The sequence below is a fragment of the Actinoplanes sp. TBRC 11911 genome, assembly GCF_012933445.1.
Taxonomy (GTDB): Bacteria; Actinomycetota; Actinomycetes; order Mycobacteriales; family Micromonosporaceae; genus Actinoplanes.
On sequence record NZ_JABBNC010000023.1, the window covers coordinates 52141 to 77221 of the forward strand.

The following is a 25081-nucleotide window of genomic DNA, read 5'->3' on the forward strand; positions in this document are numbered from 1 at the left end:
AGTCGGTCAATGGTGCCGCCGCTTTCGCGGGACCACTGGCGGACAGTGTGACCGGTGCCCTGCTGTGTGGCGCGGATAGCGCCCGGCCGCTTACGCGGCATGATCCTTTCGGATGATCGTCATCCCGGAATTCTCACATCGCGCAGCCGGCTGCGCAACGTGGCACTGCGGCCGTGATCTGCGGCGAGGCGGGCGTCCAGTAGTCGTTCACTGTGCTCTCCTAGCGTCAGCGCAACACCGACTTCGAAGGAGGGCCCGGCCATGCCGACCCGCGTCAATCGACAGACCGTCGACCTCTCGTCCTACCCTGACCTGACGGTCGTCTACCTGGGCATGCGCGTGAACCGGCTCTACGGCCTGCGCACTCTGATGGGCTACGGCCCTCAGATCGGGCGGTCCGCGAAAGACCAGCCGGCCGGGCTGATTCATTCCGAGTCGCTGATGTGGTCGCTGTTCCCGATGCATGTCGGGATCCGGCAGTACTGGCAGGACCTGCCCTCGCTGCTGGCCTGGGCGCGGTCCGAGCCGCACCGGCTGTGGTGGCGCAACTTCCTGCGGGACAGCGGCGGCACCGGCTTCTGGCACGAGACCTACCTGCTGCGCGGCGGCATGGAGGCGGTGTACGACGACATCCCGCACCACCGTGGCTTCGCCGCCTTTGCGCCGCTGCATCCGGCGCGCGGGGCGATGTTCGGGTCGGCCGCGCGGGTCGGGCGGCCCGAGGACAACACCGCGCCGGTTCTGACCGAGAACGATCTTTATGCGCGCGGCTCCGAGCAGTAAAGGGTCAGCAAGTCGTTGGCCCGCGCCGCGAAAAGGTGGGCCTCGCGCTCCTGCGACAGGACGAGCGCGCGGCGGGCGGCGTGCTCGGCGGACTCCACGTTCCCACCGGCCTGGAACGCCTTCGCGCGGATGAGAAGGACCAAACCCTCGGCATACCTTTCCCCGTACGCCTCGATGAAGCTCGCCGCCTTGTCCAGTGCGGTCATGGCGGCCGTGGGATCGTCGGCGCGCAGGTGGATCTCGGCGAGGAGGGCGTACCAGGTGGCCAGGTTTGACCGAGGTGGGTCGACCAGCTTCGTCTCGATGATGCGTTCCACCTCCGCCGCACACGCGACCGGGTCAGCGCCGGACATGGCCAGCGCCCAGTGTTTCGCCAGTCGGGGGTAGCTGCCGGAGAACGTGAAGGAGAAGTCCGGGTCGGCCTTGATCGCGGTCTCGGCCGCCCGCAGTGCCCAGGCGAAGTCGCCCGCGGCGGCCGCGGCGGTGACGGCGAACGAACCCCAGATGCTGATGGCGTACGGGTCGTCGCCGGCCTCGGCCTCCAGCATGTCGAACCGCAGGCGCGCGGCAGCCGGGTCGCCGTGCAGCGCCGTGTTCAGCGCCAGCATGACCGGCGTCATCATCTGTAAGCGGTGGCGCAACGGCTCGGCGTCCCGCCGGGCCCGGATGAGTGCGTCAGATCGGCTCAGGTTCCGGTACGCCTCGCCCACGTTGCCGGAACTCCATTGGTGGACGCCCCAAGCGTGATGGCCGGACGCCTGCACGACCGGGTCCGCGGAGCGCTGACCGTAACCGAGCAGGCGGCGCGCGAGACGGCCGGCCGCGTCGAGCTGGATGCCCTGGGCATGCGCCAGAAATCGGGAGAAGAGGAAGCCGGTGGCCACCCGTTCGTGGCCGAGGGCCCGCGCGACCTCCTCGGCGCGGTCCAGATGATCCATGGTCGCCCCGACGAAGCCGGCGTGGATACCCGCGATGGCGGTCAACTCGGTCAATGCGGTCAGCTCGAGCTCCAGGAGCCCGGCGTTCCGGGCTATCCGGGCGGCGGTGTCGAGCTGCGTCTCGGCGGTCTCGTAGGCGGAGCGCCGCGTGGCGATACGCGCGGCGGCGACGAGTGCTTGCGCCGTCTGCTCCGGTGCGGCGAGCGGGCCGGCCGAGGACAGGTGGTGTGCGAGTGCCTCGGCCATGTCCGGCCGCTGGGCGAGCGCCGTCGCGATGCTGAGATGAAACCGAGCCGCGTCCGAACGGGTGGCGGAGCGGGCCACCGACTCGCGGACGAGATCGTGCGCGAACCGCCAGTCATGCGGGGAGTCCGGGCTCGCTTCGACCAGACCGAGCGCTTCGAGGGCCTCCAGATGGGTGAGGCACCGCGACGCGTCGACGCCGGCCGCGCTTGCCAGCAGGCGGACGTCGATGTCACGGCCCATCAAGCCGGCGATCTCGATGAGGCGGCGTTCCTCGTCGTCGAGCTTGCTCGTCCGGTCGCGCACGATGTCGCGCACCGTGGCCGGGACAGCGGAGCGGGCCGCAGCCTGGTCGGACAGCTGATTTTCCTCGGCCAGGATCCGCGCCAACTCGCGTACGAACAAGGGGTTGCCCTCGGTGCGGGCCTGAATGCCGTGGACCACATCGGGGCTCGGCGACTCGCCGGTCTCCTGGCGCACCAACTCGGCGACATCGGCCGGATCGAGAGGACCGAGAGCGATGCGGCGGTGGTGTTCGTGGCGCGCGACCGCCGCCAACATCCGCCGCACGTGCCGGCCGGGCGTCGGGGCATGCGAGCGGAGCGTGCCCAGCAGAACGCTCCGCGCCGGGACCGACTCGGCAAGGTGGGTGAACAGTTGAAGCGACGCCTCGTCCGCCCAGTGCAGGTCGTCGACTACCACGATCAAGGGGCGGCGTGCCGCGGCCGCGCTGAACAGTGCGACGACATTGCCGAACAGACGAAACTGGGCTCCGGCGTCCGGCCGCTTCCGAGCCGTGGCCTCGTTTGCGGGCTGTGGCAGCAGGTCGCCAAGCTCAATGGTCCAATGTGCTCGTTCGGTATCCGGTAGCGACGCGGTCAAACCCTCGACGATCTGGATCCAGGGCCACATCGACGGGACACCGCCACCGTCCTGGCAGCGGCCCCAGACGGCGAGGGCACCGGTCGCCTCGGCCTCGCCGGTGACCTCGTCGAGCAACCGGCTCTTGCCCACTCCGGGCGCCCCCTCGACGAGGACGACCTGCGTGGCCTTGGTGACGGCCTGACGCAGCAGGGCAAGCTCCTCGTGCCGGCCGACGAGACTGCCGGGCCGGGGGACAGGGCCGGCGGATGGCGGCACGGCCTCGGTCTGCTGCAGAATCCGCCGCTGCGCCTCACGAAGCTCGCGACCCGGATCGATGCCCAGCTCGTCGGCCAGCCGTGCCCGCACCGTCTCGAACACGGACAGGGCCTCGGCCCGCCGCCCCGCCGTCGCCAGCGCGGTCATGAGCGTGGCCTGGACGGTCTCGTCGAAGGGTGCGATCCAGGCGGCCAGGCGCAAAGGTTGCACGATGCGTTCGGTGCGACCGGCCGGCACCGCGACGCGACCCGCCTCGACACAGGCGTCGAGCAGCTCGCGGTCGACCGCGGTGAACAACGGGCCGGCGGTGGCGCTGAGGGTGAGCCCATCGCCAGCGGATCCACGCCACAACAACAAGGCTTGCCCGTACGCGTCGACGCCGTCCCGTGCGGCGCGGGCCTCGCCGAGGAGCCGGCGAAACTCGGTAAGGTCGAGCGACGCCCGCCCGTCGTCGAACCGGTAGCCGTTGCCGTGGCGGTGCAGGAACGAACCGGGCGTTCGCGCGGGCAGCTCCGGTTCCATCAGGCGCCGCAACGTCCCCACGTACTTGTGCACGATGTTCAACGCCGACGCGGGCGGGTCGTCGTCCCAGACCAGGCTGATGAGGTCGGAAACGCTGATCGGCCGACCCGCCCGCAGCAGCAGCAACGCCAGCAGGTAGCTCTGCTGCGGCGAGCCGGTGTCGATCTCGACCCCGTCGCGCCACACACGCAAGGGACCGAGGACCTGGAAGGTCAATCGGGCAGGGTGGTCGGCCGGCATCGCGATGTCCTCAGACTGGGTAGGAGTTGGGGAAAGGCTACGCGCCGGGGCCGTCTTGATGGTGACTGAACGAGCCGCTTCATTGTCCGTCAAGTGCGCGAACTTACCTTCCAGCAATGACTGATGACGTTCCCGTTCCCACCGTCGTTCTCGTGCACGGCGCCTTCGCCGACGGCAGCGGCTTCAACGCGGTCGCCAAGCGGCTGGTCAACGACGGATATCCGGTGATCGCGGCGGCCAACCCGCTGCGCGGGCTCTCCTCCGACGCGGCCGCCCTGACCGCGTTGCTGTCTTCGATCGAGGGGCCGATCGTCCTGGTCGGACACTCGTACGGCGGCTCCGTGATCTCGACCGCCGCCACCGGCAACGCCGAGGTCAAGGCCCTGGTCTATCTGGCCGCCTTCGTGCCGGACACCGGCGAGAGCGCCGAGGCTCTGGTGGGGAAGTTCCCGGGCAGCACGGTCGGGGAGTCGCTGAAGCCGGTGCCGCTCGCCGACGGGCAGGTCGACCTTTACATCGACCCGCGGGTGTTCCACGCGAACTTCGCCGCCGACCTGTCCGCCGAGGACGCCGCCCTGTACGCGATCACCCAGCGCCCGGCCACCGGCGCCGCTCTCGGCGAGCCGGCACCCGGCGTACCGGCCTGGCAGAGCATCCGGAGCTACAACCTGATCTCCGGCGCCGACCGGATCATCCCGCCCGCCGTGCAGGAATTCATGGCGCAGCGCTCCGGCGCGACGGTGCAGGTCGTCGAGGGCTCCTCGCACATGGTCTTCGCCTCGCATCCGGCAACCACCGTCGCCTTCATCGAGAAGGCGGCTCAGGAATCCATGGCATGAACACGCGCGCGCCATGACTCTTGTCGTCGCGTTCCTGGCACCGCCCACACCGGGTCACGTGAACCCGACCCTGCCGCTGGTCCGGGAGCTGGTCGCCCGGGGACACCGCGTCCGCTACGTCACCGGTGCGGCCACCGCCGCGCGGATCCGCCGCACCGGTGCGGAGACGATCGAATTTCCGCTAGCCGTCGACGACCTCGTCGGCGGCTTCAGCACCACCCGGATGGCCGAGGTGCTCGACGTCTTCGTGGACCGGCTGCGGGCGGTCACCCCGGCGATCGTCGAGACGCTGCGCGCGGATCCGCCCGACCTGATCTGCCACAATCCGGCGGCCGTGATCGGTGCGTCGGTGGCCACCCTGCTGGGCGTCGCCGACCTGCGGCTGGCGACCGGCTTCGCGGAGAACGCACGGGTGTCGGTCGCCGACCGGATGACGGCGCACGGCTTCGATCCGCAGGATGCGCGGCTCGCGGCGTACGAAAGGAACGCCTTTCTGCTCTGTCACGACATCGCGCCGCCACGGGACCCGGCCGGCACACCGACGCTGGTCTTCATCCCGCGTTCCTTCCAGCTCGACGGGCATACCTTCGACGACACGTTCACCTTTGTCGGGCCCGAGCCGCACCGCACCCCGGCCGCGCGGAACTGGACGCCGCCGCCAGGTGGTGACCGGGTGCTGTACGTCTCGGCGCCCCGCCGGCCGGACTTCCACCGGCTCTGCGTGAACGCGTTCACCGGCACCACCTGGCACGTCGTGCTGCCGGTCGGCGACCGCACCGAGCTCACCGCCCCGGCCAACTTCGAGATCGCGCCACGGCTCCCGCACCGCGACGTCCTGCGTCACGCCGCCGCGTTCGTCTGCCAGGCGGATATGACCGAGCTGATGGAGGCCCTCGTCGCGGGCGTGCCCGTGGTCGCGCTCCCGCTGACCCCGGAGCAGCGGCTCAACGCCGCGCGGCTGGCCGAGCTCGGCGCCGGCAGCGTCGGCGAACTCGCCACCCTGACCCCGGCCGACCTCCGCGAGCTGGCCGGCCGCCTGGTCGTGGACCGAGCCTTCGGGCGGACGCTGGAGCGCGACTTCGGCCCGCACACCAGCACGGGCGGCGCGCGCCTGGCAGCCGACACCGTCGAGCGGCACGCGTCCGCCGGCCGCTAGAGACCCTTCCGGTCAGGGTCCGAATCCGCGTCGTTACCGTTCCGGAGCCCGGTAGCGGGGCGGATCTCGATCCGGTGCGCGTCGAGCCTCCGCAGCCGGCGTTCGGCAGTGCGCGACCCGCAGCCGCATCCGGCTCTGCGCGACCTGCAACGGCATCCGGCAATGCGCGACCTGCAACGGCATCCCGCAATGCGCGACCTGCAACGGCATCCCGCAATGCGCGACCTGCAACGGCATCCGGCAATGCGCGAGCTGCAATGCCATCCGGCTCTGCGCGACCCGCATCCGGCAATGGGTAACTGGGTAACCCGCGACGGGCAACCTGCAACCCGCGATCGGCGACCCGCTGCGGTGCGTGACCGGCAGCCCGCGACCGGCATCGGCCGCCGAGGTGACCAACGAGCCGCACGTGTGTCCAGGTCGACCCGCGCCTCGTCCGCCCATCCCACTATGCGGCGATCCCGGCCACATTCTGGGCTTTCTCGAGACCTTGGAGAGTTACGCCCACATGCGAGCCATAAGTCTCCAAGGTCTACGAAAACGTCGGGGAAAGCAGCCGAATAAAGGGCGCAAAAGCGAGGAAAATTACTCTACTTTGGAACTGTTCAGCTGGTTCTCGCGCCGCTCACCCTCCGATGCGGTGGCCTTGCGTGGCTGACCTGAGGGCCGTCGCTGTGGGGAACGGGGACGTCCCGGCCGTGACGGTTCCCCACACCCGCTGTGGGTCGCCATGGTGTGGGGAACCGCAGCCTCCCCGGCGTCGTGACTGCCCACACGTGGGCGGGGGTGGCCGCGGTGTGGGGAGCCAGGGCCTTCCCGGCGTCGCGATTCCCCACGCGTGGGTGGGGGTGGCCGTGGTGTGGGGAGCCGCAGCCTCCCCGGCGTCGCGACTGCCCACACCCGGGTGGGGGCGCACATTGTGGGGAGCTGGGACCTGGCCGGGCCTGGCGGCGTCGCCTCGCACGGGGACTCCCGGCGACGGAACCAGCTGAACAGTTACCTACTTTGGACGTACATCTCGCATTGCGGACCCGCTGCCACGATGTGGGCGCCAGTCCCGTAGAACGGACACAGATCCCACATTATGGCCTCGTAGGGCGGCGGGGCGCGGGCTGACGCGGCCCGGTCAGCGACACGCGGCAATGCCCTTCCCGAGCCACCGCGCTGCAATCGCTGCCGCCGCGCTACGAAACGACCTGGGACGCGGTCCGCGGAGCCGACCCGCCCAGATGACATGAGTAGCAAGGTCGACACGACCAATTAGCGTCGCCAGAAGCCGATCAGCGAAGAGACATCTAGCGCGAAGGATCTCTAGCGGCGGCATCATCGCGGCGCATCTATCTAGTCAAGGCGCTGGTGGCGGCCTAGCTAAGCGGTGGTGGCGGCCCGGCCGCCGGGCTTCCGGCTCCGCTTCGGGCCCTCAGTACGTTTCTGTCGTACCCCACGGCTATTTTCGTACGCGCTGGACCTCTCCCGCGATCTGCCGGGCGACCTCGGCGGGCGTGCGGTGTGTGGTGTCGACGACCTCGGCCTCGCTGTGCAGCCACGTGCGGGCCGCCTCGGCGTACGCGGCGAGGTATTTGAGGCGAAACGGGGAAGGGACGGGGCTGGCGCCCGCGATGCGGCTGCGGAGGGTCGCCTGGTCGGCGTGGAGGACGAAGTGCCGCACCGGGATCGCGTGCTGGGCCAGGCCGGTGCTGATCTCGCGCCAATACGGCTCGACCAGGACGGTCATGGGTATCACCAGGGTGCCGCCGGTGTAGTCGAGTACCCGGCGGGCCGTCTCCACCACGAGCGGCCGCCACGGGGGCCAGTGCTGGAAGTTGTCGGTTTCGGGGAGCCCGGGCTTGATGTCCATGAGGGTCTCGCCGACCTTCTCGGCGTCGAACACCCGGGAATCCGGGATCAGCTGCTGCACGAGCGCGCTGGTCGTCGTCTTGCCGGCCCCGTGCGTGCCGTTGATCCACACGATCATGCGGCCGATGCTAAATGCCGGCCGCCAACGAGGCGGCCGGCATTAGAGCGGTGGTGTTTTACAGGCTGCGGGCGGTGATGTCGCCGTGGGTGGTGGTGGCGTGGATGTCGAGTTCGGTGGTGCCGTCGTTCTTGAGCGAGTTGCTGACCCGGCCGTAGCCGGTGCCGGCGTCCAGGGCGGCCGAGACGCCGGTGGCGGCGCCGATCGTGATGTTGCCGTACTGGGTGCTGAGAAGCACCTTGCCGTGGGTGGCTTCGCCGACGCGGATGTCGCCGCGGGCGGTGCTGATCTGTGCCGGTCCGGTGAGCCGGCCGATCTCGACGTCGCCGTCGACAGCGGTCAGTTGCACGCCCGCGGCCTCCTCGATCGTGATGGCGCGGTAGGCGCCGTCGAAGCCGACCTCACCCAGCCGCCCGGTCGTGCGCAGCTCGGCCGCGCCGGTCTTGGCCTGCACCCGGGATCCGGCGGGCAGGTGCACGAGCACGTGCAGGGATCCCGTCGGCCCGAACAGCGTGCCCGGCGTGTGGATGCGCAGCACCCCGTCGGCGAACTCGACGCTGGCTTGGGAGGCCATCTTCACGTCACGGTTCTTCGATGCGTCGGCGGGCCGGACCTCGACGCTGGTGGAGGAGGCGGCAACGAGTTCGACGCGGCCGGCGGGGATCTCGAGGATGGCGGTGATCGGGGCGGTGGTGGCGAAGTTCTGCATGGTGCTGTCCTCCGGGGCTGGGGCCGGCGTCGTGTTGCCGTCCGTCGTGAGAACCACCATCGCGGCCCGGGCTGCCACCGCCCTGACACGCACCTGACACGGGTCAGAAGCGGCTGGCGTGGTGGCCGAATGTCGGCAGCACCCGGTACGTCATCCGCCGGCCGACCACCAACTGCGCTTCCTGCCGCCGGCGCCGTTCGGCCAGCACCGCGATCAGCAGCAGCCACGGGGAGATCGCGGACGGCGGCGGTGGAACGATCCGGCTGGTCACCTCGCCGGCCAGTTCCCGCAGCAGGTGGGCGCGGTAGGGCTCACGCAACTCGCGCACCCGCGTCACGAACTGCCGGATCTCCAGGGCCAGCGTGTCGTCCACGGCGGTCAAATCCAGCGTCGCGGCCCACGCGGCCAGGAGGGGCGGCATCGCGGGGGCGGCCCGCCACGGAGCCGCGTCGCGTTCGTGCACCACGAGCGTGCCGGCGGCCAGGTCGCCCAGGCGGCGGCCCTGCCGGGAGGCCAGCATGGTGATGATGCCGGCCGGCCAGCAGACGAAGACCAGCAGCATGCCGGGGAACTCGACGGCGAGGCCGACCAGGGCGCGGGTGAGCGCGTGCCGGGCGCGCAGCGGGCCGCCGTCCTCGCGGATCACCCGCAGGCCCATCGCCCGCTTGCCGGGGCTGCGGCCGTCCAGGAAGGTCTCGCACAGCACCGGGTAACCCACGAAGACCAGCACGAGGCCGACGGTGAGCGCGGCCTGGGCGAGCGCCACGTCGGTGTGCTCGGCCACCGACCGGACCAGCGCGACCGCCAAGAATCCCGGCACGATCATCACCAGGCAGTCGAGGAAAAGCGCCAGGCTGCGCGACGGCAGGCGGGCCGGGCGCAGCTCGATCTCGACGGCCTCGGCGCTGACCAGCCCGCTGACGGCAGGGGCGTCGCCGGGCGCGACCGGGGCGGGCAACAGGTTCACCCGGACAGTGAACACGAGCCACGTCGGCGGGGCGACCCCGCCCGCCGGCAACCGATACCCTCTCGAAAAGCGGCGGAACGATGGAAAGGCGAACAGTGGATCTCGACGCGTTCGTGGCCGAGCACGGCGGCGAATGGCGCCGGCTGCGCATGCTGGTCGCTCGTCCGAGTCTCGACGCGGACGAGGCCGACGAGCTGGTCATGCTGTATCAGCGCACGACCACGCACCTGTCGATCGTGCGCAGCCGCATCCCCGACTCCACCATCCTGATCGAACTGTCCAATCTGGTCATCGCCACCCGCGCCAAACTGGTCCGCGGGCCGCGATTCGGGTGGCGGCCGCTGGCCCGGTACTTCACTCACACGCTGCCGGCCGAGCTGTACCGGGCGCGGCGCTGGTGGGTCATCACGGCGCTGGCCAGCGTGGCGATCACGGTGGCGATGGCGTGGTATCTCACGGCGCATCCGCTGGCCGTCCTCGACAGCGTCGAGGCGCAATCCGTGGCCGACCACGAGTTCGTCGACTACTACAGCCAATACCACGCGTCGCATTTCGGGCTGCAGGTCTGGACGAACAACGCCGTGGTGACCGCGAAGTGCCTCGCCGCGGGCGTCCTGATCCTGCCGGTGTTCTACATCCTGTTCCAGAACATGTTCAACCTGGCGCTGGTCGGTGCCGTGATGGCGGGCGAGGGCCGCACCGGCACCCTGCTGACCTACCTCACGCCGCACGGCCTGCTGGAACTGACCTGCGTTTTCATCGGCGCCGGGGTGGGCCTGCGGATCGGCTGGGCGTGGATCGCACCGGGTCTGAGCCGCACACGCGTGCAAGCCATGGTCGACGAGGGCCGGGCCGGCGTCCGCATCGCGGTGGGTCTCGCGTGCACGCTCGCCGTCGCCGGCATCCTCGAGTCGTACGTGACGCCGTCGTCTCTTCCGCCGCTGCTCCGGGTCGGCATCGGTGCACTGGTCTGGCTTTTGTTCCTCGCGTACGCCGTGGGTCGTGGCCGCGTGGTCAGCGCCGTGCGCCAGCCGGAAGACGCGGAGCCGGCCGCCTACCTGGTGCCGACGGCCTAGAGACGGCCCGTCGCCTTCAACAGCAGGTAGAGGTCGGCGACCCGGGAGGCCAGCTCGCTCGGCCCGGCGTCCACCACGGTCGCGCCGAAACGGCCCAGCACGTCGGCGATCCGGTCCCGTTCGGCCAGCGACCGCTGCGCCGCCGCGGCCGTGTGCACGTCGGCCGCGCCGAACTTCCCGGGCAACGAGGCGAGCCGGGTGACCTCGGGGTCGCGCATCCCGGCCACGATCACGTGATGCCGGGCGGTGATCTGGGGCAGCAACGGCAGCAACCCGGCGATCATCGGGGCCATGTCGAGCGCGGTGAAGATGACGACGAGCGACGGTTTCCGGCCGCGCCGCAGCAGTTCGGTGGCGAGCAGCGAGTAGTCGGTCTCGGCCAGCGCCGGTTCGAGCGAGGCCATGCCGTCGATGATGCGGGCCAGTTTCTGGTTCTCGCCGCCGTGCTCGACCCGGGCGCGCACCTCGGCGTCGAGGGCGAGCAGGTCGACCCGGTCCTCGGCGCGGGTGGCGAGCACGGACAGCAGCAGCGCCGCGTCGATGGCCGAGTCGAGCCGGGGCACGCCGGCGACGCGTACCGCCGAGGTGCGGCCGGTGTCCAGAACACAGTAGACACGACGGTCGCGTTCCGGGCGCCAGGTGCGCACCACCACGTGACCGGCGCGGGCGGTGGAGCGCCAGTCGATCGAGCGGACGTCGTCGCCGAGCACGTACGAGCGCAGCGCGTCGAACTCGGTGCCCTGGCCGCGGCCGCGCGTCACCTGCGAGCCGTCGATCACCCGCATCCGGGCGAGCTTCTCCGGCAGGATGCGACGCGACGGGAAGTGCGGCAGGACGCGCAGGTTCCAGGCCGGGGTGCGCTCGGTGTTCCACCGGTTCGAGCGCTGACGATAGGCCAAACCCAGGGGCCCGTACGAGCGTACGGTCACCCTTGCCGCGGGACGGTTGCCGTGGCGTACGGGAAGCAGTGTGGTCTCGAGGTTTTGGCCCTCACCCGCGGCGAGCGTGAGCCGGTGCCGCAACGGCCCGGCGCCCGCCGACGGCACCCAACTGTCCCGCACGTCCAGCCGCAGATCGCGGGTGCCCTCGTTGACCACGGTAAGGGTGACGGTGGCCTGGCCGCCGAGCCAGACCGTACGATCGCCGTCGCGCCGCAGAGCGACCGAGGTCAGCGGGCCGGCCAGCGCGGCGTCGGCGGCCGCGATGCCGCCCGCGACCAGCACCACCGCGAGGACCGCGAGCCACGGCCAGGGCAGCAGCAGCGGCAGCGGGATGCCGAGCACCACCAGCACGGCGAAACGCCGGGTGACCATCGCCGGCTCAGCGCGGGGCCGGCACGGCGGCGAGCACGGCGCCCAGCACCGATTCGACGGTGACGCCGTCCAGCGCGGCGTCGGCACGCAGCCGTACGCGGTGACGCAGGGTCGGCACGACGTACGCCTTCACGTCGTCCGGGATCACGTAGTCGCGTCCGTTCAGCCACGCGTACGCCTTCGACACCGCCAGCAGGGCGATCGCGCCGCGCGGCGACGCACCCAGTTCCAGCGCGGGCGCCACCCGGGTCGCGCCGACCAGGTCCACGACGTAGGCGAGAACCTCGTCGGCGACCTGAACCTGACGGATGGCCGCACGCCCGGCCGCCAGATCGGCGGCGTTCGCGACCGGTTCGACGCCGGCCGCCTTCAGATCGCGCGGGTCGAAGCCGCGGTGGTGGGCGCGCAGCACGTTGAGCTCCTCCTCGCGCGGCGGCAGCGGCACCGACACCTTGAGCAGGAACCGGTCGAGCTGCGCCTCGGGCAGCGGGTAGGTGCCCTCGTACTCGATCGGGTTCTGGGTCGCCACAACCAGGAACGGCTGCGGCAGCGGGCGCGGCTCGCCGTCGACGCTGACCTGCCGCTCCTCCATCGCCTCGAGCAGCGCGGACTGCGTCTTCGGCGGCGTCCGGTTGATCTCGTCGGCGAGCAGCAGGTTGGTGAAGACCGGGCCGGCACGGAAGTTGAACGCACCGTTACGGGCGTCGTAGATCATCGAACCGGTGACGTCGCCGGGCATCAGGTCGGGCGTGAACTGCAGGCGCTTGGTCTCCAGGTCCAGCGCGGCGGAGACGGCCCGCACCAGCAGCGTCTTGGCCACCCCGGGCACACCCTCCAGCAGCACGTGACCGCCACAGAGCAGCGCCACCAGGACGGCGCCGACGACCGGGTCCTGGCCGACGACGGCCTTACCGACCTCGGCGCGTAACCGGCCGAGCGCGAGGCGTGCCTCGTGCGATTCGGAGGTCACTGGGTTTCTCCTTCGTTCATGACGTCGCGCATCAGATCCTGCAATTGCTTCGTGGCCGCCACGAGGTCGGCGTCGCGCTTGAGCCGCCGATCGGACGAGAACACCTCGGTGAAGCGTTCGACCGGAAGCCCGGACGCCGCGGCGAGGGCCTCGTCGGTCGCGGCGGGCGGCAGTCCGAGGTGGTCGGTGATCCGGCGCCGGGCGTGCTGCCGCAGGATGTCCAGCGACGGGCCGCGTGACCCGCCGCGCTGGTAGAGCCGGGCGTGGCCGAGCATCGTCTCGTTGGCCGGCACCCGTGACGGCAACCGTTCGGCGACTGGGGTGCCGAGACGCCGCGCCGAGGCGGCCGCGAACGCCGCCGCGGCCAGCAGGACCAGCAGCACGATCGCCCACACCTTCGCGGGGAACGTGTCGGTCTGCGGGCGGGCGCCGCGCGCGTGGTGCTCGCGTTCCGGTTGCTGCTGCTGCTGCTGCTCCTCGTCGCCGCTGCCGGTCTGGCCGTCCTGCGACGTGTCGCTGTCGCCGTAGTCGTCGGTGGTGTCCTCGGGGGTGGCGGCCGTCCCGCCCGGCCCGTCCGGCGCCGGGCGGTCGGTCACCGGCACCCCGTCCGACGTCGGCCAGCGGTCCTGCTTGTGCAGATCCAGCCAGATCACCTGCGGGCGCCGGTCGAGCAGGGACAACGCGAACGCCCGGTTGCCGTGCTCGCCGAGCCGGTCGTTGCGGAACGGGTCGTCGGCGCCCACCAGCGTGACCGACGCGGTGTGCACCGGGAGCTGGACGACGCCACCCTGGTAGCAGCTCGTCCCGGTGGTGTCGTAGTACCGCTTGTGCACGGCCGCCGGGGTGGTGAACAGGTCGCAGCCGGGTGCCGGGGCGGACGCCGTCCACCGCTCGCCGGCCGTGGACGTGTCGGTGGGCCAGTCCGTCTGCTGGAGGAAGCCGTCGTCGGGGCGGACGAGCACGATCTGGCTCCCGGGCGGATACCAGCGCGACTCGCCCAGATGCTCGACGTCGGTGTAGCCGGGCGCGGTCACCAGCAGCGTCGACTGCGGTTCGGCCCAGAGCGTCGTGCTCGCCTCGTACGTCGACGTCACCCGCTGCACGGTGATGCCCTGGTCGCGCAGCGCCTGAGCCAGGTGTGACGAGCCGATCGGTGCCTGGCTGTCCGGGTTGAGGTAGTCCTTGTCGCCGGGGTCGGCCTGCTGGATCGCGTGGATGATCCCGGTCGCGATGAACACGGCGGACACCACCGCGAGCGGGATCGCGATGCGTAACCAGCGCCGGCTGCGTTTCCGTTTCATCGCGGGCTCTCCAGGGCTGCCTTGACCTCGGCGGTGAGCCGGCGCATCCGCGCGTCCTCGTCCGGGCCGGCCGGGCGATGGCCGTACCAGACCTCGGCGAAGATGTCGGTCGCGCCCGCCAGCGGCGCGGAAACGGCGGGCCGGTTCTGACTCGCGTTAGCCGCGACCTCGTGCGCCGTCCACGCCGGAGCGGGCGCGATCACCCGATGACGGGTCAGCGTGGCCACCGACTCGCGCAGGCGTTCCCGGATCGCTTCGGCGTAGCGGCCCTCGGCGGCCAGGCGGTCGGCCGGGGACAGGGCGACGGCCATGGGCTGCGGTTCGAGTTCCGGCTCCGGCGTACGGGACCGGGGCTCGGGTTTGGCGGGTTTCGGCTTTTTCTCCTTCTTCTTGCGCGGCTTGCGCTTGACGGAGAAGAACTTGACGGAGAAGAAGCGGAAACGGAGCCAGGCCGGGAACGTGTACCAGAGGAGTGCGGCGGCGACGGCCGCGGCGAGCAGGAACAGTGCGACCCAGCCCGGGCCGATGGTGTCGAAGAGCCGGGCCAGGAACTCGTCGTAGTCGCGGGTCACGACGCACGCCCCGGCGGAACCGTCGGTTCGGGCGCCGCAGGGCGGGACGGGCCGAGACTGGGCACCCCGAGCGGCGGCGTGACGATCGTCGGCCGGGTGTGGGTCAGCACGCCGGCGAGATCCGTCCCGTTCGCCAGCGCGCGGCGCAACGCGATGTCCAGGCCCTCCGTCCGGATCCGCGTGTCGATCAGCAGGACGGCGTCGAAGCAGGCGAGCGCCGCGCCGGTGACGGTGCCGGCCAGCCCCCACATCATCAGGACCGGCCAGTCGCCGAAGTAGCCGTTCGCGACGAGCCCGAACTGCATGAGGAACGTGATCGGGCCGATCGCGAGGGCCACCCGGATGCCGAACCAGACCAGGAAACCGCGGAACCGGGCCCAGAAACCGCGCCAGCCCAGCCGGGCCGCCAGCGCCGCGGAACGGCCGAGCGCCCCGAACGGCCACGCCGGCCGGTCGATCACGAGCGCGACGCCGGCCAGCCCGAGAAAGCCGTAGATCACGAACCAGCCGACCAGCCCGAAGTACGCGGCGGGAAACGCGGCCGCACCCGGGATGACCATGGTGACCAGCACCGGAAGCGGCCGCATCCGTTTGACCAGCTGCCAGTGGCCGACCTTCTGCCCCAGCAGCGCGGGCACGGCGGCGGCTCCGGCGTACGCCCCGAGCGGCCCGCCGATCACCGCCTCGCAGCCGAGCAGCGCCGCGATCACCCGCCACCAGTCGCTGAACTCGGCAAACCCGTCGAGCCAGTACGCCCCGGCAAACCAGAGCACCACCTGCTCGATCGCCAGCAGCGGCGCCGCGATCAGGAGCAACGGCAGCGCGCGTGCGCGGAAAAGGAGGATGGCCGTGTCGAGCAGTTCGCCCTGCACCATCGCCCGCAGCGGCAGAGTGCCCCGAACCCGTGCCTCGCCTCCCCGCATGGCGGGCATCCTAAGTGATCTTCAGCGACCGGGATGCCCCGGCGGGGATCAGTGGACGTGCGCGCGCACCCAGCCCGCCATGTGCCACGCGGCGTACTCCATCGCCCCGCCCCAGGTCAGCATCGCGCTTTCGTCGGCGTTGTCGCTCACGTACTTGACGATGCGGATCGGGATGTGGAACGCGTTGGCGGCCGCGGCCAGCGAGTATCCGCACAGATCGACCAGCGCGGCGCGGTGTGCGAGCTTGGCGCGTACCTGGGAATCGGCGATGAAGGTGTCACCGGTGGCCAGCGTGACCCCGGTGCGGTCGGACAGCTCGATCGGAGCGCCGTACACCTGCCCGGTCATCGACTCGAGCGGGCCCGAGTCGAGGTCGTGCTGAATCACCTCGCTGATCACGTGCAGGCCGCCGCCGTGGTCGTCGCTCAGCGCGCCGGCCGTGCCGAGCGCGACGATGACCGAGGGACGGGCGGTGCTGGCGGCGAGCGTCTGGGTGAGACCGATCGCGGTGTTGACCTTGCCGATGCCGGTGATCAGGATCGGGTGGTCGGTGCCGAGGAACTTTGCTTTTTGCTCGAAAGCGGTCACCAGCAGCGGCATGTTGTCCCTGACCTGCCCGATGAGATGAGTCATGTCCGGCTCTCTTGTCGCGTGCTGACCGCCATTGCTGCCGCATTTATCAACGGTCCGCCCGGCGGGGAGTTCACTCCGCGCGCGAAGTTTCGGCGAGGTCACGAAGCTGGTGCCGCCCGGCCACGCCCAGCTTCGGGTACGAGCGGTACAAATGGGACGCCACGGTTCGCGGTGACAAGAACAGGCGGTCGGCTATCTCGGCATTTGTCAGACCTCGTCCGGCCAGCAGGACGATCTCCCGCTGCTGCGAGGTCAGCTCGGCCAGGACGTCCGGTGCGGTCGTCGTCGCCACCCCGCACGCCCGCAGCTCGGCCTCGGCCCGCTTCGCCCACGGCTCGGCGCGCAACCGACGGAAGGTGTCCAGCGCGGCCGCCAGCACCGGTTTCGCGTCGTTGATCCGCCGGCGCCGGCGCAACCACTCCCCGTAGTCGAGCCTAAGCTGGGCGCGCTCGAACGGCCACGTCTCGCCGGCCGGATCGGCCAACGCCTCCTCGTAGCATTCGGACGCACCGAGCAGGGCGCGCGCACGCGACGCGATCTGGCTCAGCCGCGGTCCCAGCGGTGTGCCCGAAACCCGGGACAAGGCGCGCGAGACAACCGCCCGCACCTCAGCCGTCCGCTCGGCCCGCACCCCCGCCGCCGCCAGATCCGCGATGGCCAAATAGGACACCCGATGGTGCAACGGCGAACCGTCGTCACCGAACAACGGCAGGAGCTTCCCGTACGCCCCGACGACGTCACCATTCGTGAAGGCCACCAGCCCGGCGATGTGATGGGCGCGCGCCGCCGCGGAATGGTATTCCGTGTCGGTCGGCGGCAGCGTGTCCAACGATTCGCCGCGAAGCGCGCCGAGGAACGCGTCGCAGAGCTCGGCCGAGGCGGCGACCGGTTCCATCCGGTACGCGGCGGCCGCCTCCCGTGCCTCGCGGGCCACCGCCAGCGCCTCGTCCCACCGTCCGCCGTCCACACAGGCCCACATCAGCGACGACATGGCACCACCACTGCCGCCACGCAGTCCCGGAGCACGCAGCCGGTCGAGGCCCTCGCGCAGCAGCCGTATCGAGAGGTCGGTCTCCTCCAGCAGCCAGGCGGCCGATCCCACCATGACCGCGTCGGTGACCGGGCCGGCCGCGATCCGGCGCAGCGACCCGACGGTGTCCTCGGCGGGCAGCGGTTCGGTACACGCCCGGGCCCAGACGAGCTGCTCCGGATGCTCGTCCGGGGACGGCATCCGGTCCAGCGTGCGCAGCACCGCCGCCCGATCCGCCAGGGTGCCGGACTGATAGGCGACGGTCGCGGCGACACCGAGGGCGGCCCAGCCCGACGCCGGTGCCGCCTCGACCGCGACGGCCAGCAGCGTGGCCAGCGCGGCCGCGTGCCGGCCGGACCAGACCTGCGCCCAGCCGATCCGCTGCCGGGCGATCAGGCGCAGCCCCGGGTCGCCGGTCGACGCCAGAACGCGGGTGGCCAGGTCGTTCACCCAGTCCGCCTGGCCGGTGCTCTGTGCCAGGCCGGCGGCGGCGAGCAGGCGGCGGACGCGGTCGGCGGCGGCCGGGCTCAGATCGGCGGCCCGCTCCCACGCCCGCGCGGCCGCGGCGACGCCACCCCGGCGTTGTGCCTGGGCGGCGGTCTCCTCCAGCAGCGCGGCGACTCGCTCGTCGGGTTCGAGGGCGGCCGCGGCCAGGTGCCAGGCGCGTCGGTCCGGCTGGTCGTGCAGCGTCGAAGCCACCCGGAGATGGGCCGCCGCCCGCTCGGCGAACGGGACGGCGTGAAAGACGGCGGCGCGTACCAGCGGGTGGGTGAAACGGGGTCCCGCGGCGTCGACCCGGATCAGGCCGGCCCGCTCGGCCGGTGCCAGCGAAGCCGGACTGGCCACCGAGCCGGCGACCGCGAGCCGCACCAACGCCGCTCGCGTCGGGGCCGGGAGGTCGTCGACGCGTACCGAGAAAGCAGCGGTCAGCCGGTCGGTCAGCGGAAGTGGTTCGTCGATCAGCCGCCGGCCGGCGGCGATCGTCTTGGCCAGCTCGATCAGCGCCAGCGGATTGCCGGCCGCCTGGGCGAGCACCCGCTCCCGCGCGGGACCACGTGGCGGGTCGGGTTGCTCGTCGAGCAGCCGCGCGGCCGAGGTGGCTTCGATGGGTGGCAGCGTGAGCGACGGGAAGCCGCGGTCCAGCACGTCGGTGCGGGCCGCGACGAGCAGGACGAGCGGTTCGGACTCCAGGCGCCGCGCGGCGAAGGCGAGCATGTCCAGCGACGAGCGGTCCAGCCACTGGGCGTCGTCGGCGACGATGAGCACCGGGCCGTCCGCGGCCAGCCCGGACAACAGGGTGAGCAGCGCGATCCCGGTGACCAGCGCGTCCGGCGGCACCGGGTCCGGGGTGAGGGCGAGCGCGCCGAGCAACGCTCGCGCCTGCCGGTCCGGAAGGGCGGGCACCCGGTCGCGGATCGGCCGCACCAGCTGATGCAGACCGGCGAACGCCAGATCGCGCTCGGACTCGTGGCCGACGACGGTCAGCACCCGCGAACCCGCCGCGGCGGCCCGCCAGGCGACCTCGGACAGCAACGCCGTCTTGCCGATGCCCGGCTCGCCGAGCAGCACCCGGACGTGGCTCGCCGTCGGTGCCGGTGCGACCAGGCGGCTCAGCTGCGAAAGCTCGGCGTCGCGGCCCCTCAAGCCGGCCATGCGCGCCAGCGTAGTTGTGCAGTCAACATGCTGATACCCGGACGTGACGCGGGCCACGAGCATGGCGGGAGAGCTTTGACGTTCCGGGAAGGAAGCACCAGAGATGGACGTACGACCGAACATCGTCCTCGTGCACGGCGCCTGGGCCGACGGGTCCTGCTGGAGCGGCGTGATCGAGCGCCTGCAGGCCACCGGCTACCACGTGACCGCCCCGCAGTTTCCGCTGACCTCGCTGGCCGACGACGTCGCGCGGCTGCGGCACGTACTCGAACAACAGCACGGCCCGACAGTGCTGGCCGGGCACTCGTACGGCGGGCAGATCGTCACCGCGCTGGGTACCGACGCTCCGAACGTGACCGAGCTGGTGTACATCGCCGCGTTCGGCCTCGACCAGGGTGAGTCGCTGGGCGCGCTGCTGGCACAGGGGCCGACGCCGCCCGCGCTGGAACACCCGGTGACCGACAAGCAGGGATTCGTCTGGCTGCCGGAGGACGACTTCGTGCCCCATTTCGCCTCCGGCGTCGATCCGGTACGGGCACGCGTGTTGCACGCCGTCCAGCAGCCGCTCAACGGTTCCACCTTCACGGATGTGATGGGCGTACCGGCGTGGAAGTCGCTTCCGTCCCGATACCTGGTCGCCGCCGGTGACCAGGCGATCCCGCCGGATGCCGAGCGGCTGTTCGCGTCCCGGATGGGAGCGACCACAGTGGAGGTTGCGTCGGGTCACCTGGCGATGGTCTCGCACCCGGACGAGGTCGCGCGTCTCATCACGGGGTAGCGCGGTTGCGGTGCAGGGAACGGTAACGCCTCGGGGAGACGCCGGCGGTCCGGGTGAACGCGTGGCTGAACGAGCTCTCCGAGGCGTACCCATACTGCGAGGCCAGCGACGCCACGGTCGCGTCGGTGTCGCGCAGCGCCGCCTGGGCGAGGCGGATCCGCCAATTGTGCAGATAGGTCAGTGGCGGCACGCCGGACAGGGTGCGGAACCGGGTCGCGAAGGTGCTCCGGGACATCGACACCGCCTGGGCCAGGTCGGTCAGGCGCCACGGGTGCGCCGGGTGCTCGTGCATCAACGCCAGCGCCGGGCGCAGGTCCGAGTCGGAGAGCAGACGCAGCCAACCGGTCTCCGGGACGTTTCGCCCGTCCAGCGCGAACCGCATGACCTCCACCAGGATGAGCTGCGCGTACTGCTCACCGGCGAACTCCGAGCCGGGGCCCGGATGGGCGAGTTCGACCAGGACACGATCGAGCAGATACCGCAGTACGGTGGCGGCGGGGTCGGCGGCCCGGATCCGGGTCATCGTGGGGAGCGCGGCCAGAATCAAGTCCTCGCAACAGCTGTCCAACCGGACGTGACCGGCGATGCCGATGACCTCCTCGCCGCCCAGCGGCACGATCGGGGCGGGATCGGTGGCGAACAACTCCTCGGCGTCGAGCGGGGGCACCGTCGGGTCGCTGGCCAGGATGAAGGCCTCGGTGCCGTTGGTGACGGCCAGATCGCCCTCGTCGAGGCGTACCGGCGGCCGGCCGTCCAGGATCAGCCAGCATTCGCCGCGCACCGCGGCGTGCAGTTTCAGCCGGTGCCGGGCGTCGAACCGCAGGGCCCACGGGCGGCCGCCGGCGGTGAAACCCCGGGAGATCAGACACCGCGCGCGGACGAGCCCGAGGGCGTCGGACAGCGGGTCACTGCTCATGCTCGTCCTAAAACCTCACGTCAGGAAACAAAGGAACGTTCGCCGGTGTCGGCCGCGGCCTCGCGCAACGCCCGCACGGCGTAATGCGCTCGCGACTTGATCGTGCCGTCGGGCACGCCGAGCATCTCGGCCGTCTGCTTGATGGTCTTGCCGTGCACGTAGAGCTCCACCAGCAGAGCGCGCTGGCTCGTGCTGAGCCCGGCGAGCGCCCGCCGCATCGTGACGGCGGCCAGCACCGCCCCGAGCGTCTCGTCGGCGGTCGGCACCCCGCGCAGGTCGACGAGCTGGATCTCCTGCGGGCGCACCCGCCGGCGCCGGGCGGCGTCGATGGTCAGCCGCCGGGCCACGGTGTAGAGCCAGCGCCGCACCTCACCGCGGGTGGGCGGTAGCGAGTCGAGACGCCGCCACGCCCGCAGCATCGTCTCCTGGAGCAGGTCCTCGGCGGCGTACCGCTCGCCTCCGGTCAGTCCGAGCAGGAACCGCATCAGTGGGCCCGCGTGCTCCGCGTACATCGCGTTCATGCGCATTTCTGGGTCGGGCGCGAGATGCGCGTTATCGGTTGTCACGGTTGCCTTTCGAAAACCGGGGGCAATCCGTTGAGCGGCGACGGTCGTGCCCCCCAGCTGACCGTCACCACCCTCGACGCGTACGGTCAAGCTTGGAAGCAGATATCGTTTTCGGACACAGTTGATCTCCGGGCAATTAACTAATGCCAGATGAAAATGCGAAACGACCTTGCGAAAGGCGCAACAAAACGATCAGGAATCGCATCGCGTCAAGCGTGCATCGGTGCCGGGGCCGGCAGAATGCTTGATCGTCGCGATTATTTGCGCCAGAGTTCAGCGGCTGCCGAGTTCGGCGCGCACGAGCGGGGCCACCTCGGTGCCGAACAACTCGATGGATCGGAGGACGTCGCGGTGCGGCATGCCGCCGATGTCCATCTGCAGGAAGTGCCGGCGGTGCCGCAGACATTGATGCAAACCGACGATGCGTTCGGCGATCTCGGCGGGCTCGCCGACGAACACCATGCCGCCGGGGGAGTAATTCGGCCGGACATCCTCCCAGCGCGCCGGGATGGACCGGTTGGCCAGAGCGTACGACGCGACCTCGTGGCGGTGGTACCGCTGCTTGACGGCGAGGCCGTCGCGGCCGACGAAACCGTGGCTGGCCACCGAGATCTCCAGCCGATCCGGCGCCACCCGGGCCTCGGCCGCGCTCTGCCGGTAGATCTCGCCCAGCTTGCCCCAGTTCTCCTGCGTCCCGCTGATCGCGCCGTAAGAGATCGGCACCCCCAGCGACCCGGCGCGCACCGAGGAGCTCGGGTTGCCGCCGCTGCCCAGCCAGATCTTGAGCGGCTTCTCCGGACGCGGCACCACGAGCGCGTCCTGAAGCGGCGGGCGGATCGTGCTGTCCCAGCTCACCCGGTCGCGGTCGTTGATCGCCAGCAACAGAGCGAACTTCTCAGCGTAAAGGCGGTCGTAGTCGGAGATGTCGTAACCGAACAGCGGGAAGGGCAACGTGGAGGACCCGCGCCCCGCGATGATCTCCACACGGTCGCCGCTGACGATCGCGGCCGTCGCCGCCTGCTGGTAGAGCCGGATCGGGTCGTCGGTGGAGAGCACGCTGACCGCGGTGGACAGGGTGATCGAGGAGGTCATCGCGGCGGCGGCGTTGATGACCGACGTCGGTGACGAGACCGGCACCCGCTCGTGATGATGTTCGCCGACGCCGAAGAAGTCGAGACCGACCTGCTCGGCGAGGCGGATCTGCTCGAGAACATTTCGTACCGCCTGGGCGGTGCTGACGAAGTCGCCGTCGGAGTCAGGTCCCGCGACTCCGAAGCTGTAGACACCTAGCTCGAACTTCTCGCCGATCATGCGGTGAACTTCCTTCAATGCCGTCTTTGCTTGCGCAGTTCACTTGCACCTTGGAGTAGCTTGTGAGCCGGGTCAATGAGGCACTTTCTCGTGCCCGGTTCCCTGGAGGTAACCAATGACGCCAACGCAGGACTGCCGGGCCCGCGAGACCCTCAACCTGGTGGCCGAAAAATGGTCGCTGGGCGTCGTCGACACGCTCAGCGCCGGGCCTAAGAGATTCGGCGAGCTGAAGCGCACGATGCCCCGAATCAGCAAGAAGGTGCTCACCGCGACGTTGCGCGGGCTGGAGCGTGAGGGCATCGTCACCCGCACTGTCTACAGCGTGATGCCGCCCAATGTCACGTATGAACTGACGCCACTGGGCCGGACGCTTCTGGCCGCGACCGTGCCGCTGGTGCGCTGGGGATTGCAAAACATCGAGGCGATCGATGCCGCGCGCGCCGAATTCGATAATCGGAGTGACGTGCGGTTGTAGACAGCGTGTTTCTCGTCACGCCGCGAGCTAGGCGCCCCCGGCCAGCGGGTGCGGGCGATTGCCGTCCCCGTCCTTGCCGCAGCGGGAACACCGCAGGTATCGCGTGCCGTCCGGCGTGGAACGACGCACCCACTTGTGCCAGCCGACAACGCAGGTCAGCGCCTTCATGCCCGGACGCTACGCCAGGGCGGAGATCGATTGCCTCCTCCGATCAGCCCGCAAACGCGGACCGCGGGAGACGTGCAGCCCGACCGAGCCGGTGAGGGCGGGCGCGTCCAGTCGCGGTTTGGTGGGGTCGGGGTTCAGGAACTCGTCGGCGTAGCGGCCGGCGGTGAACAGCGGGAGGCCGTGCCGGCCCAGAATCGCCACCGGCCAGAGGGTTCGCGGGCGCGGCGGCACGTCGCGTTCGGCACGCAGGTCGGCCATGTAGCCCGGATTCGCGGTCACGAACTTGTCGGCGAACAACCGGCGGACGACGGTGGCCTGGCCGAGCATGCGCTGCAGCGACGTGCCGGCGGCGGCGTTCAGCACGGCCGGCCGGTCCACCGTGAAGGTGGGCGACGCGGGCCCGATCTGGCTCAGCAGCAAAGCCGACAATTGGTCATAGAACAGCGTCATCAACTCGATGATCGTGGGGGACGCGCCGGTCGGCGGGGCCAGGCGCGCCGCCACCTCATACCCGAATCCGCGGGCCGTGGCCAGTTCCGGGCCGTGCTCGTCGATCAGATGCAGCAGCTCGCCGCCGAGACGGATCTTGAGTGGCGGGGCGACGGGTGCGGCGATCGGCGACCAGAGCGCGTTGCGTACCTGCGGGCACGACAGCACGGTGGCGGACTCGGCGTGGCGTACGAAATCGGGAATCTCCCCGGCGGGCAGCGGCCGGCACTGCGCAAGATCAATCCACCGTACGCCCTCCCGGGTCGCCACCAGCGCCGACGTCTTCTCGGAGTGATCCGGCGCGCGCAGACGCACCAGGGCCACACCCGGCTCGGGAGCGGCCCGGACCGCGTGCGCGAGACGGGCCAGCGACGGCACCGGGGTCCACCCGACCTCGGCGTAGAGCAGCGCCTCGACATCCAGCAGTGCGCGGTCCGACACCTCGCCGGCGACCGGCACTGCCAGTTGGCCGGCGAGTTCCTCGGCGATCGCTGGACCGGAGGACAGCAGCTCATTGGCGACCATCCCGCGGGCCGACGGCGGCACCCACGCGGGCCGCGGCATCCCGCGCCGCAGCAACGCGGACGCCACCTGCCGCGGATCCACGTCGGCCGGCAGATCGAGCACCGCCACCGTCCGCCCGTAGCCGGTCACCCGCTCGTCCGGTGCCGGTCGCACCTCGATCACGGACGTGCCCGAATACGCCGGGCCGCGGAACATCCGCTCGGTGAGCCGGGCCGCCTCCTCCCGGGCGACGCCCAGGGTAATCAGATGCCTGCTCACCGCGGTGGCCATCGCGGACCGGACGGCCGGGTCGTGGCTCAGCACCATCGGCGGCCGCTGGTACTCGCCGGGCCGGGACAGGTCGAACGCGATCTCGGCCAGCCACACGGCGGTCGCCGCGAAGTGCGCGGACTCCGCCGAGGCCACCCGCGCCGGCGGGTCGAGTGCCTGGTCGGCGAGCAGTGGGACCGCGACGCCGTATCGCACCGGGCGCATGGCCACGTCGCCGACGACGGTGTGGTGGCCGGTCGCCGAGTACATCCGGCGCAGCTGCGGCGGCACCGCGAGCGGCCGCCACCCGCCGGACGGGCCGCGGTAAAGGTCGGTGACCCACCGCACCTCTCGCAGATCGGCCTTCGCGACCGCGTCCAGCGACCGGCCCGTCCGGCTGAGGGCGACGAGATCGAGCCGCGTGGGGTCGTCCGCGAAGTCACTTCCAAATTTGAATTCGATAAGACCGTCGAGTGTGGACTTATCAAGCGTGGTGTCGCCCATGGAAATCCCCCGCAGAACTCCGGCCGAATATGAACTCCGGTCAGCCCGACGATAGACGGCGGGTGGCATCGGAGGCGCGTCCACAAAAGGGAACGTGCCGGGGTGTAGGGAACGCGA

The 25081-nt window shown here is 70.9% G+C and carries 23 protein-coding genes; 6 read left to right on the top strand and 17 right to left on the bottom strand.

Going from position 1 to position 25081, the window contains the following annotated elements; translation table 11 throughout:
* The first annotated feature begins 261 nt into the window (after positions 1–261).
* Positions 262–783 (top strand): monooxygenase family protein, encoded by a 522-nt coding sequence (locus HH310_RS27175; protein WP_169178496.1) that lies wholly within the window; start codon positions 262–264, stop codon positions 781–783.
* Here the strand turns inward: HH310_RS27175 and HH310_RS27180 are convergent.
* On the bottom strand, positions 759–3842 hold the full coding sequence (locus HH310_RS27180; RefSeq protein WP_248294457.1) for an AAA family ATPase: 3084 nt from the start codon (positions 3840–3842) through the stop codon (positions 759–761). The genes HH310_RS27175 and HH310_RS27180 overlap by 25 nt on opposite strands.
* A 140-nt stretch (positions 3843–3982) precedes the next feature.
* Here HH310_RS27180 and HH310_RS27185 point away from each other — a divergent pair, with 140 nt between their 5' ends.
* Together HH310_RS27185 and HH310_RS27190 are read left to right on the top strand one after the other, a co-directional pair.
* A complete protein-coding gene (locus HH310_RS27185; protein ID WP_169178498.1) occupies positions 3983–4705 on the top strand; it encodes an alpha/beta fold hydrolase in 723 nt (240 codons plus the stop codon).
* Positions 4706–4718: 13 nt separating this feature from the next.
* Complete coding sequence (locus tag HH310_RS27190) at positions 4719–5861, top strand: nucleotide disphospho-sugar-binding domain-containing protein (RefSeq protein ID WP_169178499.1); 1143 nt, start codon at positions 4719–4721, stop codon at positions 5859–5861.
* Positions 5862–5894: 33 nt separating this feature from the next.
* On the opposite strand, the gene HH310_RS27195 is transcribed toward HH310_RS27190, so the two are convergent.
* The 4 genes from HH310_RS27195 to HH310_RS27210 all read right to left on the bottom strand — a co-directional run bounded on the left by HH310_RS27195 (position 5895) and on the right by HH310_RS27210 (position 9512).
* Entirely contained in the window at positions 5895–6146 is a 252-nt protein-coding gene (locus HH310_RS27195; protein ID WP_169178500.1) for a hypothetical protein, read from the bottom strand.
* 1162 nt (positions 6147–7308) lie between these two features.
* Complete coding sequence (locus tag HH310_RS27200) at positions 7309–7836, bottom strand: AAA family ATPase (protein ID WP_169178501.1); 528 nt, start codon at positions 7834–7836, stop codon at positions 7309–7311.
* 58 nt (positions 7837–7894) lie between these two features.
* Positions 7895–8605: a DUF4097 family beta strand repeat-containing protein gene (locus tag HH310_RS27205; protein ID WP_312034349.1), complete on the bottom strand. Its 711-nt coding sequence runs from the start codon at positions 8603–8605 to the stop codon at positions 7895–7897.
* Between the two features lie 43 nt (positions 8606–8648).
* Complete coding sequence (locus tag HH310_RS27210; RefSeq protein ID WP_169178502.1) at positions 8649–9512, bottom strand: RDD family protein; 864 nt, start codon at positions 9510–9512, stop codon at positions 8649–8651.
* An 80-nt stretch (positions 9513–9592) separates the two neighbouring features.
* Between HH310_RS27210 and HH310_RS27215 the strand changes: the two genes are divergently transcribed.
* Entirely contained in the window at positions 9593–10588 is a 996-nt protein-coding gene (locus HH310_RS27215; RefSeq protein WP_169178503.1) for a stage II sporulation protein M, read from the top strand.
* Here the strand turns inward: HH310_RS27215 and HH310_RS27220 are convergent.
* The 7 genes from HH310_RS27220 to HH310_RS44940 all read right to left on the bottom strand — a co-directional run bounded on the left by HH310_RS27220 (position 10585) and on the right by HH310_RS44940 (position 18983).
* Entirely contained in the window at positions 10585–11901 is a 1317-nt protein-coding gene (locus HH310_RS27220; protein ID WP_169178504.1) for a DUF58 domain-containing protein, read from the bottom strand. The two genes, HH310_RS27215 and HH310_RS27220, sit on opposite strands and share 4 nt — an antisense overlap.
* Before the next feature lie 7 nt (positions 11902–11908).
* Entirely contained in the window at positions 11909–12871 is a 963-nt protein-coding gene (locus HH310_RS27225) for a MoxR family ATPase (RefSeq protein WP_169178505.1), read from the bottom strand.
* The gene (locus tag HH310_RS27230; RefSeq protein WP_169178506.1) at positions 12868–14172 is read right to left on the bottom strand and encodes a DUF4350 domain-containing protein; all 1305 of its coding nucleotides are present in this window, start codon (positions 14170–14172) and stop codon (positions 12868–12870) included. The genes HH310_RS27225 and HH310_RS27230 overlap by 4 nt, the downstream gene beginning before the upstream one ends.
* The gene (locus HH310_RS45495; protein ID WP_169178507.1) at positions 14169–14744 is read right to left on the bottom strand and encodes a DUF4129 domain-containing protein; all 576 of its coding nucleotides are present in this window, start codon (positions 14742–14744) and stop codon (positions 14169–14171) included. The genes HH310_RS27230 and HH310_RS45495 overlap by 4 nt, the downstream gene beginning before the upstream one ends.
* Positions 14741–15667, bottom strand: a complete 927-nt coding sequence (locus HH310_RS27240; protein WP_169178508.1) for a hypothetical protein — start codon at positions 15665–15667, stop codon at positions 14741–14743. Before HH310_RS27240 ends, HH310_RS45495 begins: the two co-directional genes overlap by 4 nt.
* 48 nt (positions 15668–15715) lie before the next feature.
* A complete protein-coding gene (locus tag HH310_RS27245; protein ID WP_169178509.1) occupies positions 15716–16300 on the bottom strand; it encodes a nucleosidase in 585 nt (194 codons plus the stop codon).
* Between the two features lie 70 nt (positions 16301–16370).
* Complete coding sequence (locus HH310_RS44940) at positions 16371–18983, bottom strand: AAA family ATPase (RefSeq protein ID WP_169178510.1); 2613 nt, start codon at positions 18981–18983, stop codon at positions 16371–16373.
* Between the two features lie 103 nt (positions 18984–19086).
* Here HH310_RS44940 and HH310_RS27255 point away from each other — a divergent pair, with 103 nt between their 5' ends.
* Positions 19087–19761, top strand: a complete 675-nt coding sequence (locus tag HH310_RS27255; RefSeq protein ID WP_169178511.1) for an alpha/beta fold hydrolase — start codon at positions 19087–19089, stop codon at positions 19759–19761.
* Here HH310_RS27255 and HH310_RS27260 read toward each other — a convergent pair.
* From HH310_RS27260 to HH310_RS27270, 3 genes are all read right to left on the bottom strand, one after another.
* Positions 19751–20677 carry an AraC family transcriptional regulator gene (locus HH310_RS27260; protein WP_169178512.1) on the bottom strand — a complete coding sequence of 309 codons (927 nt, stop codon included), beginning with the start codon at positions 20675–20677 and terminating at the stop codon, positions 19751–19753. The genes HH310_RS27255 and HH310_RS27260 overlap by 11 nt on opposite strands.
* A gap of 20 nt (positions 20678–20697) precedes the next feature.
* Complete coding sequence (locus tag HH310_RS27265) at positions 20698–21243, bottom strand: sigma-70 family RNA polymerase sigma factor (protein WP_211192684.1); 546 nt, start codon at positions 21241–21243, stop codon at positions 20698–20700.
* A gap of 273 nt (positions 21244–21516) precedes the next feature.
* Positions 21517–22554, bottom strand: coding sequence for an LLM class flavin-dependent oxidoreductase (locus HH310_RS27270; protein WP_169178513.1), 1038 nt, complete (start codon positions 22552–22554; stop codon positions 21517–21519).
* 115 nt (positions 22555–22669) lie between these two features.
* Here HH310_RS27270 and HH310_RS27275 point away from each other — a divergent pair, with 115 nt between their 5' ends.
* The gene (locus HH310_RS27275) at positions 22670–23029 is read left to right on the top strand and encodes a helix-turn-helix domain-containing protein (protein ID WP_169178514.1); all 360 of its coding nucleotides are present in this window, start codon (positions 22670–22672) and stop codon (positions 23027–23029) included.
* Positions 23030–23056: 27 nt separating this feature from the next.
* On the opposite strand, the gene HH310_RS27280 is transcribed toward HH310_RS27275, so the two are convergent.
* Positions 23057–23197, bottom strand: a complete 141-nt coding sequence (locus tag HH310_RS27280; protein WP_169178515.1) for a hypothetical protein — start codon at positions 23195–23197, stop codon at positions 23057–23059.
* 9 nt (positions 23198–23206) lie between these two features.
* Entirely contained in the window at positions 23207–24964 is a 1758-nt protein-coding gene (locus HH310_RS27285) for a hypothetical protein (protein ID WP_169178516.1), read from the bottom strand.
* Between the last annotated feature and the right edge of the window lie 117 nt (positions 24965–25081).

Coding starts and splice junctions, on each gene's coding strand:
- HH310_RS27285 (WP_169178516.1), bottom strand. CDS start 24,964: ATGGGCGACACCACGCTTGATAAGTCCACACTCGACGGTCTTATCGAA.
- HH310_RS27220 (WP_169178504.1), bottom strand. CDS start 11,901: ATGGTCACCCGGCGTTTCGCCGTGCTGGTGGTGCTCGGCATCCCGCTG.
- HH310_RS27230 (WP_169178506.1), bottom strand. CDS start 14,172: ATGAAACGGAAACGCAGCCGGCGCTGGTTACGCATCGCGATCCCGCTC.
- HH310_RS27215 (WP_169178503.1), top strand. CDS start 9,593: ATGGAAAGGCGAACAGTGGATCTCGACGCGTTCGTGGCCGAGCACGGC.
- HH310_RS27175 (WP_169178496.1), top strand. CDS start 262: ATGCCGACCCGCGTCAATCGACAGACCGTCGACCTCTCGTCCTACCCT.
- HH310_RS27190 (WP_169178499.1), top strand. CDS start 4,719: ATGACTCTTGTCGTCGCGTTCCTGGCACCGCCCACACCGGGTCACGTG.
- HH310_RS27260 (WP_169178512.1), bottom strand. CDS start 20,677: ATGAGCAGTGACCCGCTGTCCGACGCCCTCGGGCTCGTCCGCGCGCGG.
- HH310_RS27205 (WP_312034349.1), bottom strand. CDS start 8,605: ATGGTGGTTCTCACGACGGACGGCAACACGACGCCGGCCCCAGCCCCG.
- HH310_RS27270 (WP_169178513.1), bottom strand. CDS start 22,554: ATGATCGGCGAGAAGTTCGAGCTAGGTGTCTACAGCTTCGGAGTCGCG.
- HH310_RS44940 (WP_169178510.1), bottom strand. CDS start 18,983: ATGGCCGGCTTGAGGGGCCGCGACGCCGAGCTTTCGCAGCTGAGCCGC.
- HH310_RS27200 (WP_169178501.1), bottom strand. CDS start 7,836: ATGATCGTGTGGATCAACGGCACGCACGGGGCCGGCAAGACGACGACC.
- HH310_RS27240 (WP_169178508.1), bottom strand. CDS start 15,667: ATGCGGGGAGGCGAGGCACGGGTTCGGGGCACTCTGCCGCTGCGGGCG.
- HH310_RS27245 (WP_169178509.1), bottom strand. CDS start 16,300: ATGACTCATCTCATCGGGCAGGTCAGGGACAACATGCCGCTGCTGGTG.
- HH310_RS27195 (WP_169178500.1), bottom strand. CDS start 6,146: ATGCGGGTCGCGCAGAGCCGGATGGCATTGCAGCTCGCGCATTGCCGG.
- HH310_RS27280 (WP_169178515.1), bottom strand. CDS start 23,197: ATGAAGGCGCTGACCTGCGTTGTCGGCTGGCACAAGTGGGTGCGTCGT.
- HH310_RS27185 (WP_169178498.1), top strand. CDS start 3,983: ATGACTGATGACGTTCCCGTTCCCACCGTCGTTCTCGTGCACGGCGCC.
- HH310_RS27255 (WP_169178511.1), top strand. CDS start 19,087: ATGGACGTACGACCGAACATCGTCCTCGTGCACGGCGCCTGGGCCGAC.
- HH310_RS27275 (WP_169178514.1), top strand. CDS start 22,670: ATGACGCCAACGCAGGACTGCCGGGCCCGCGAGACCCTCAACCTGGTG.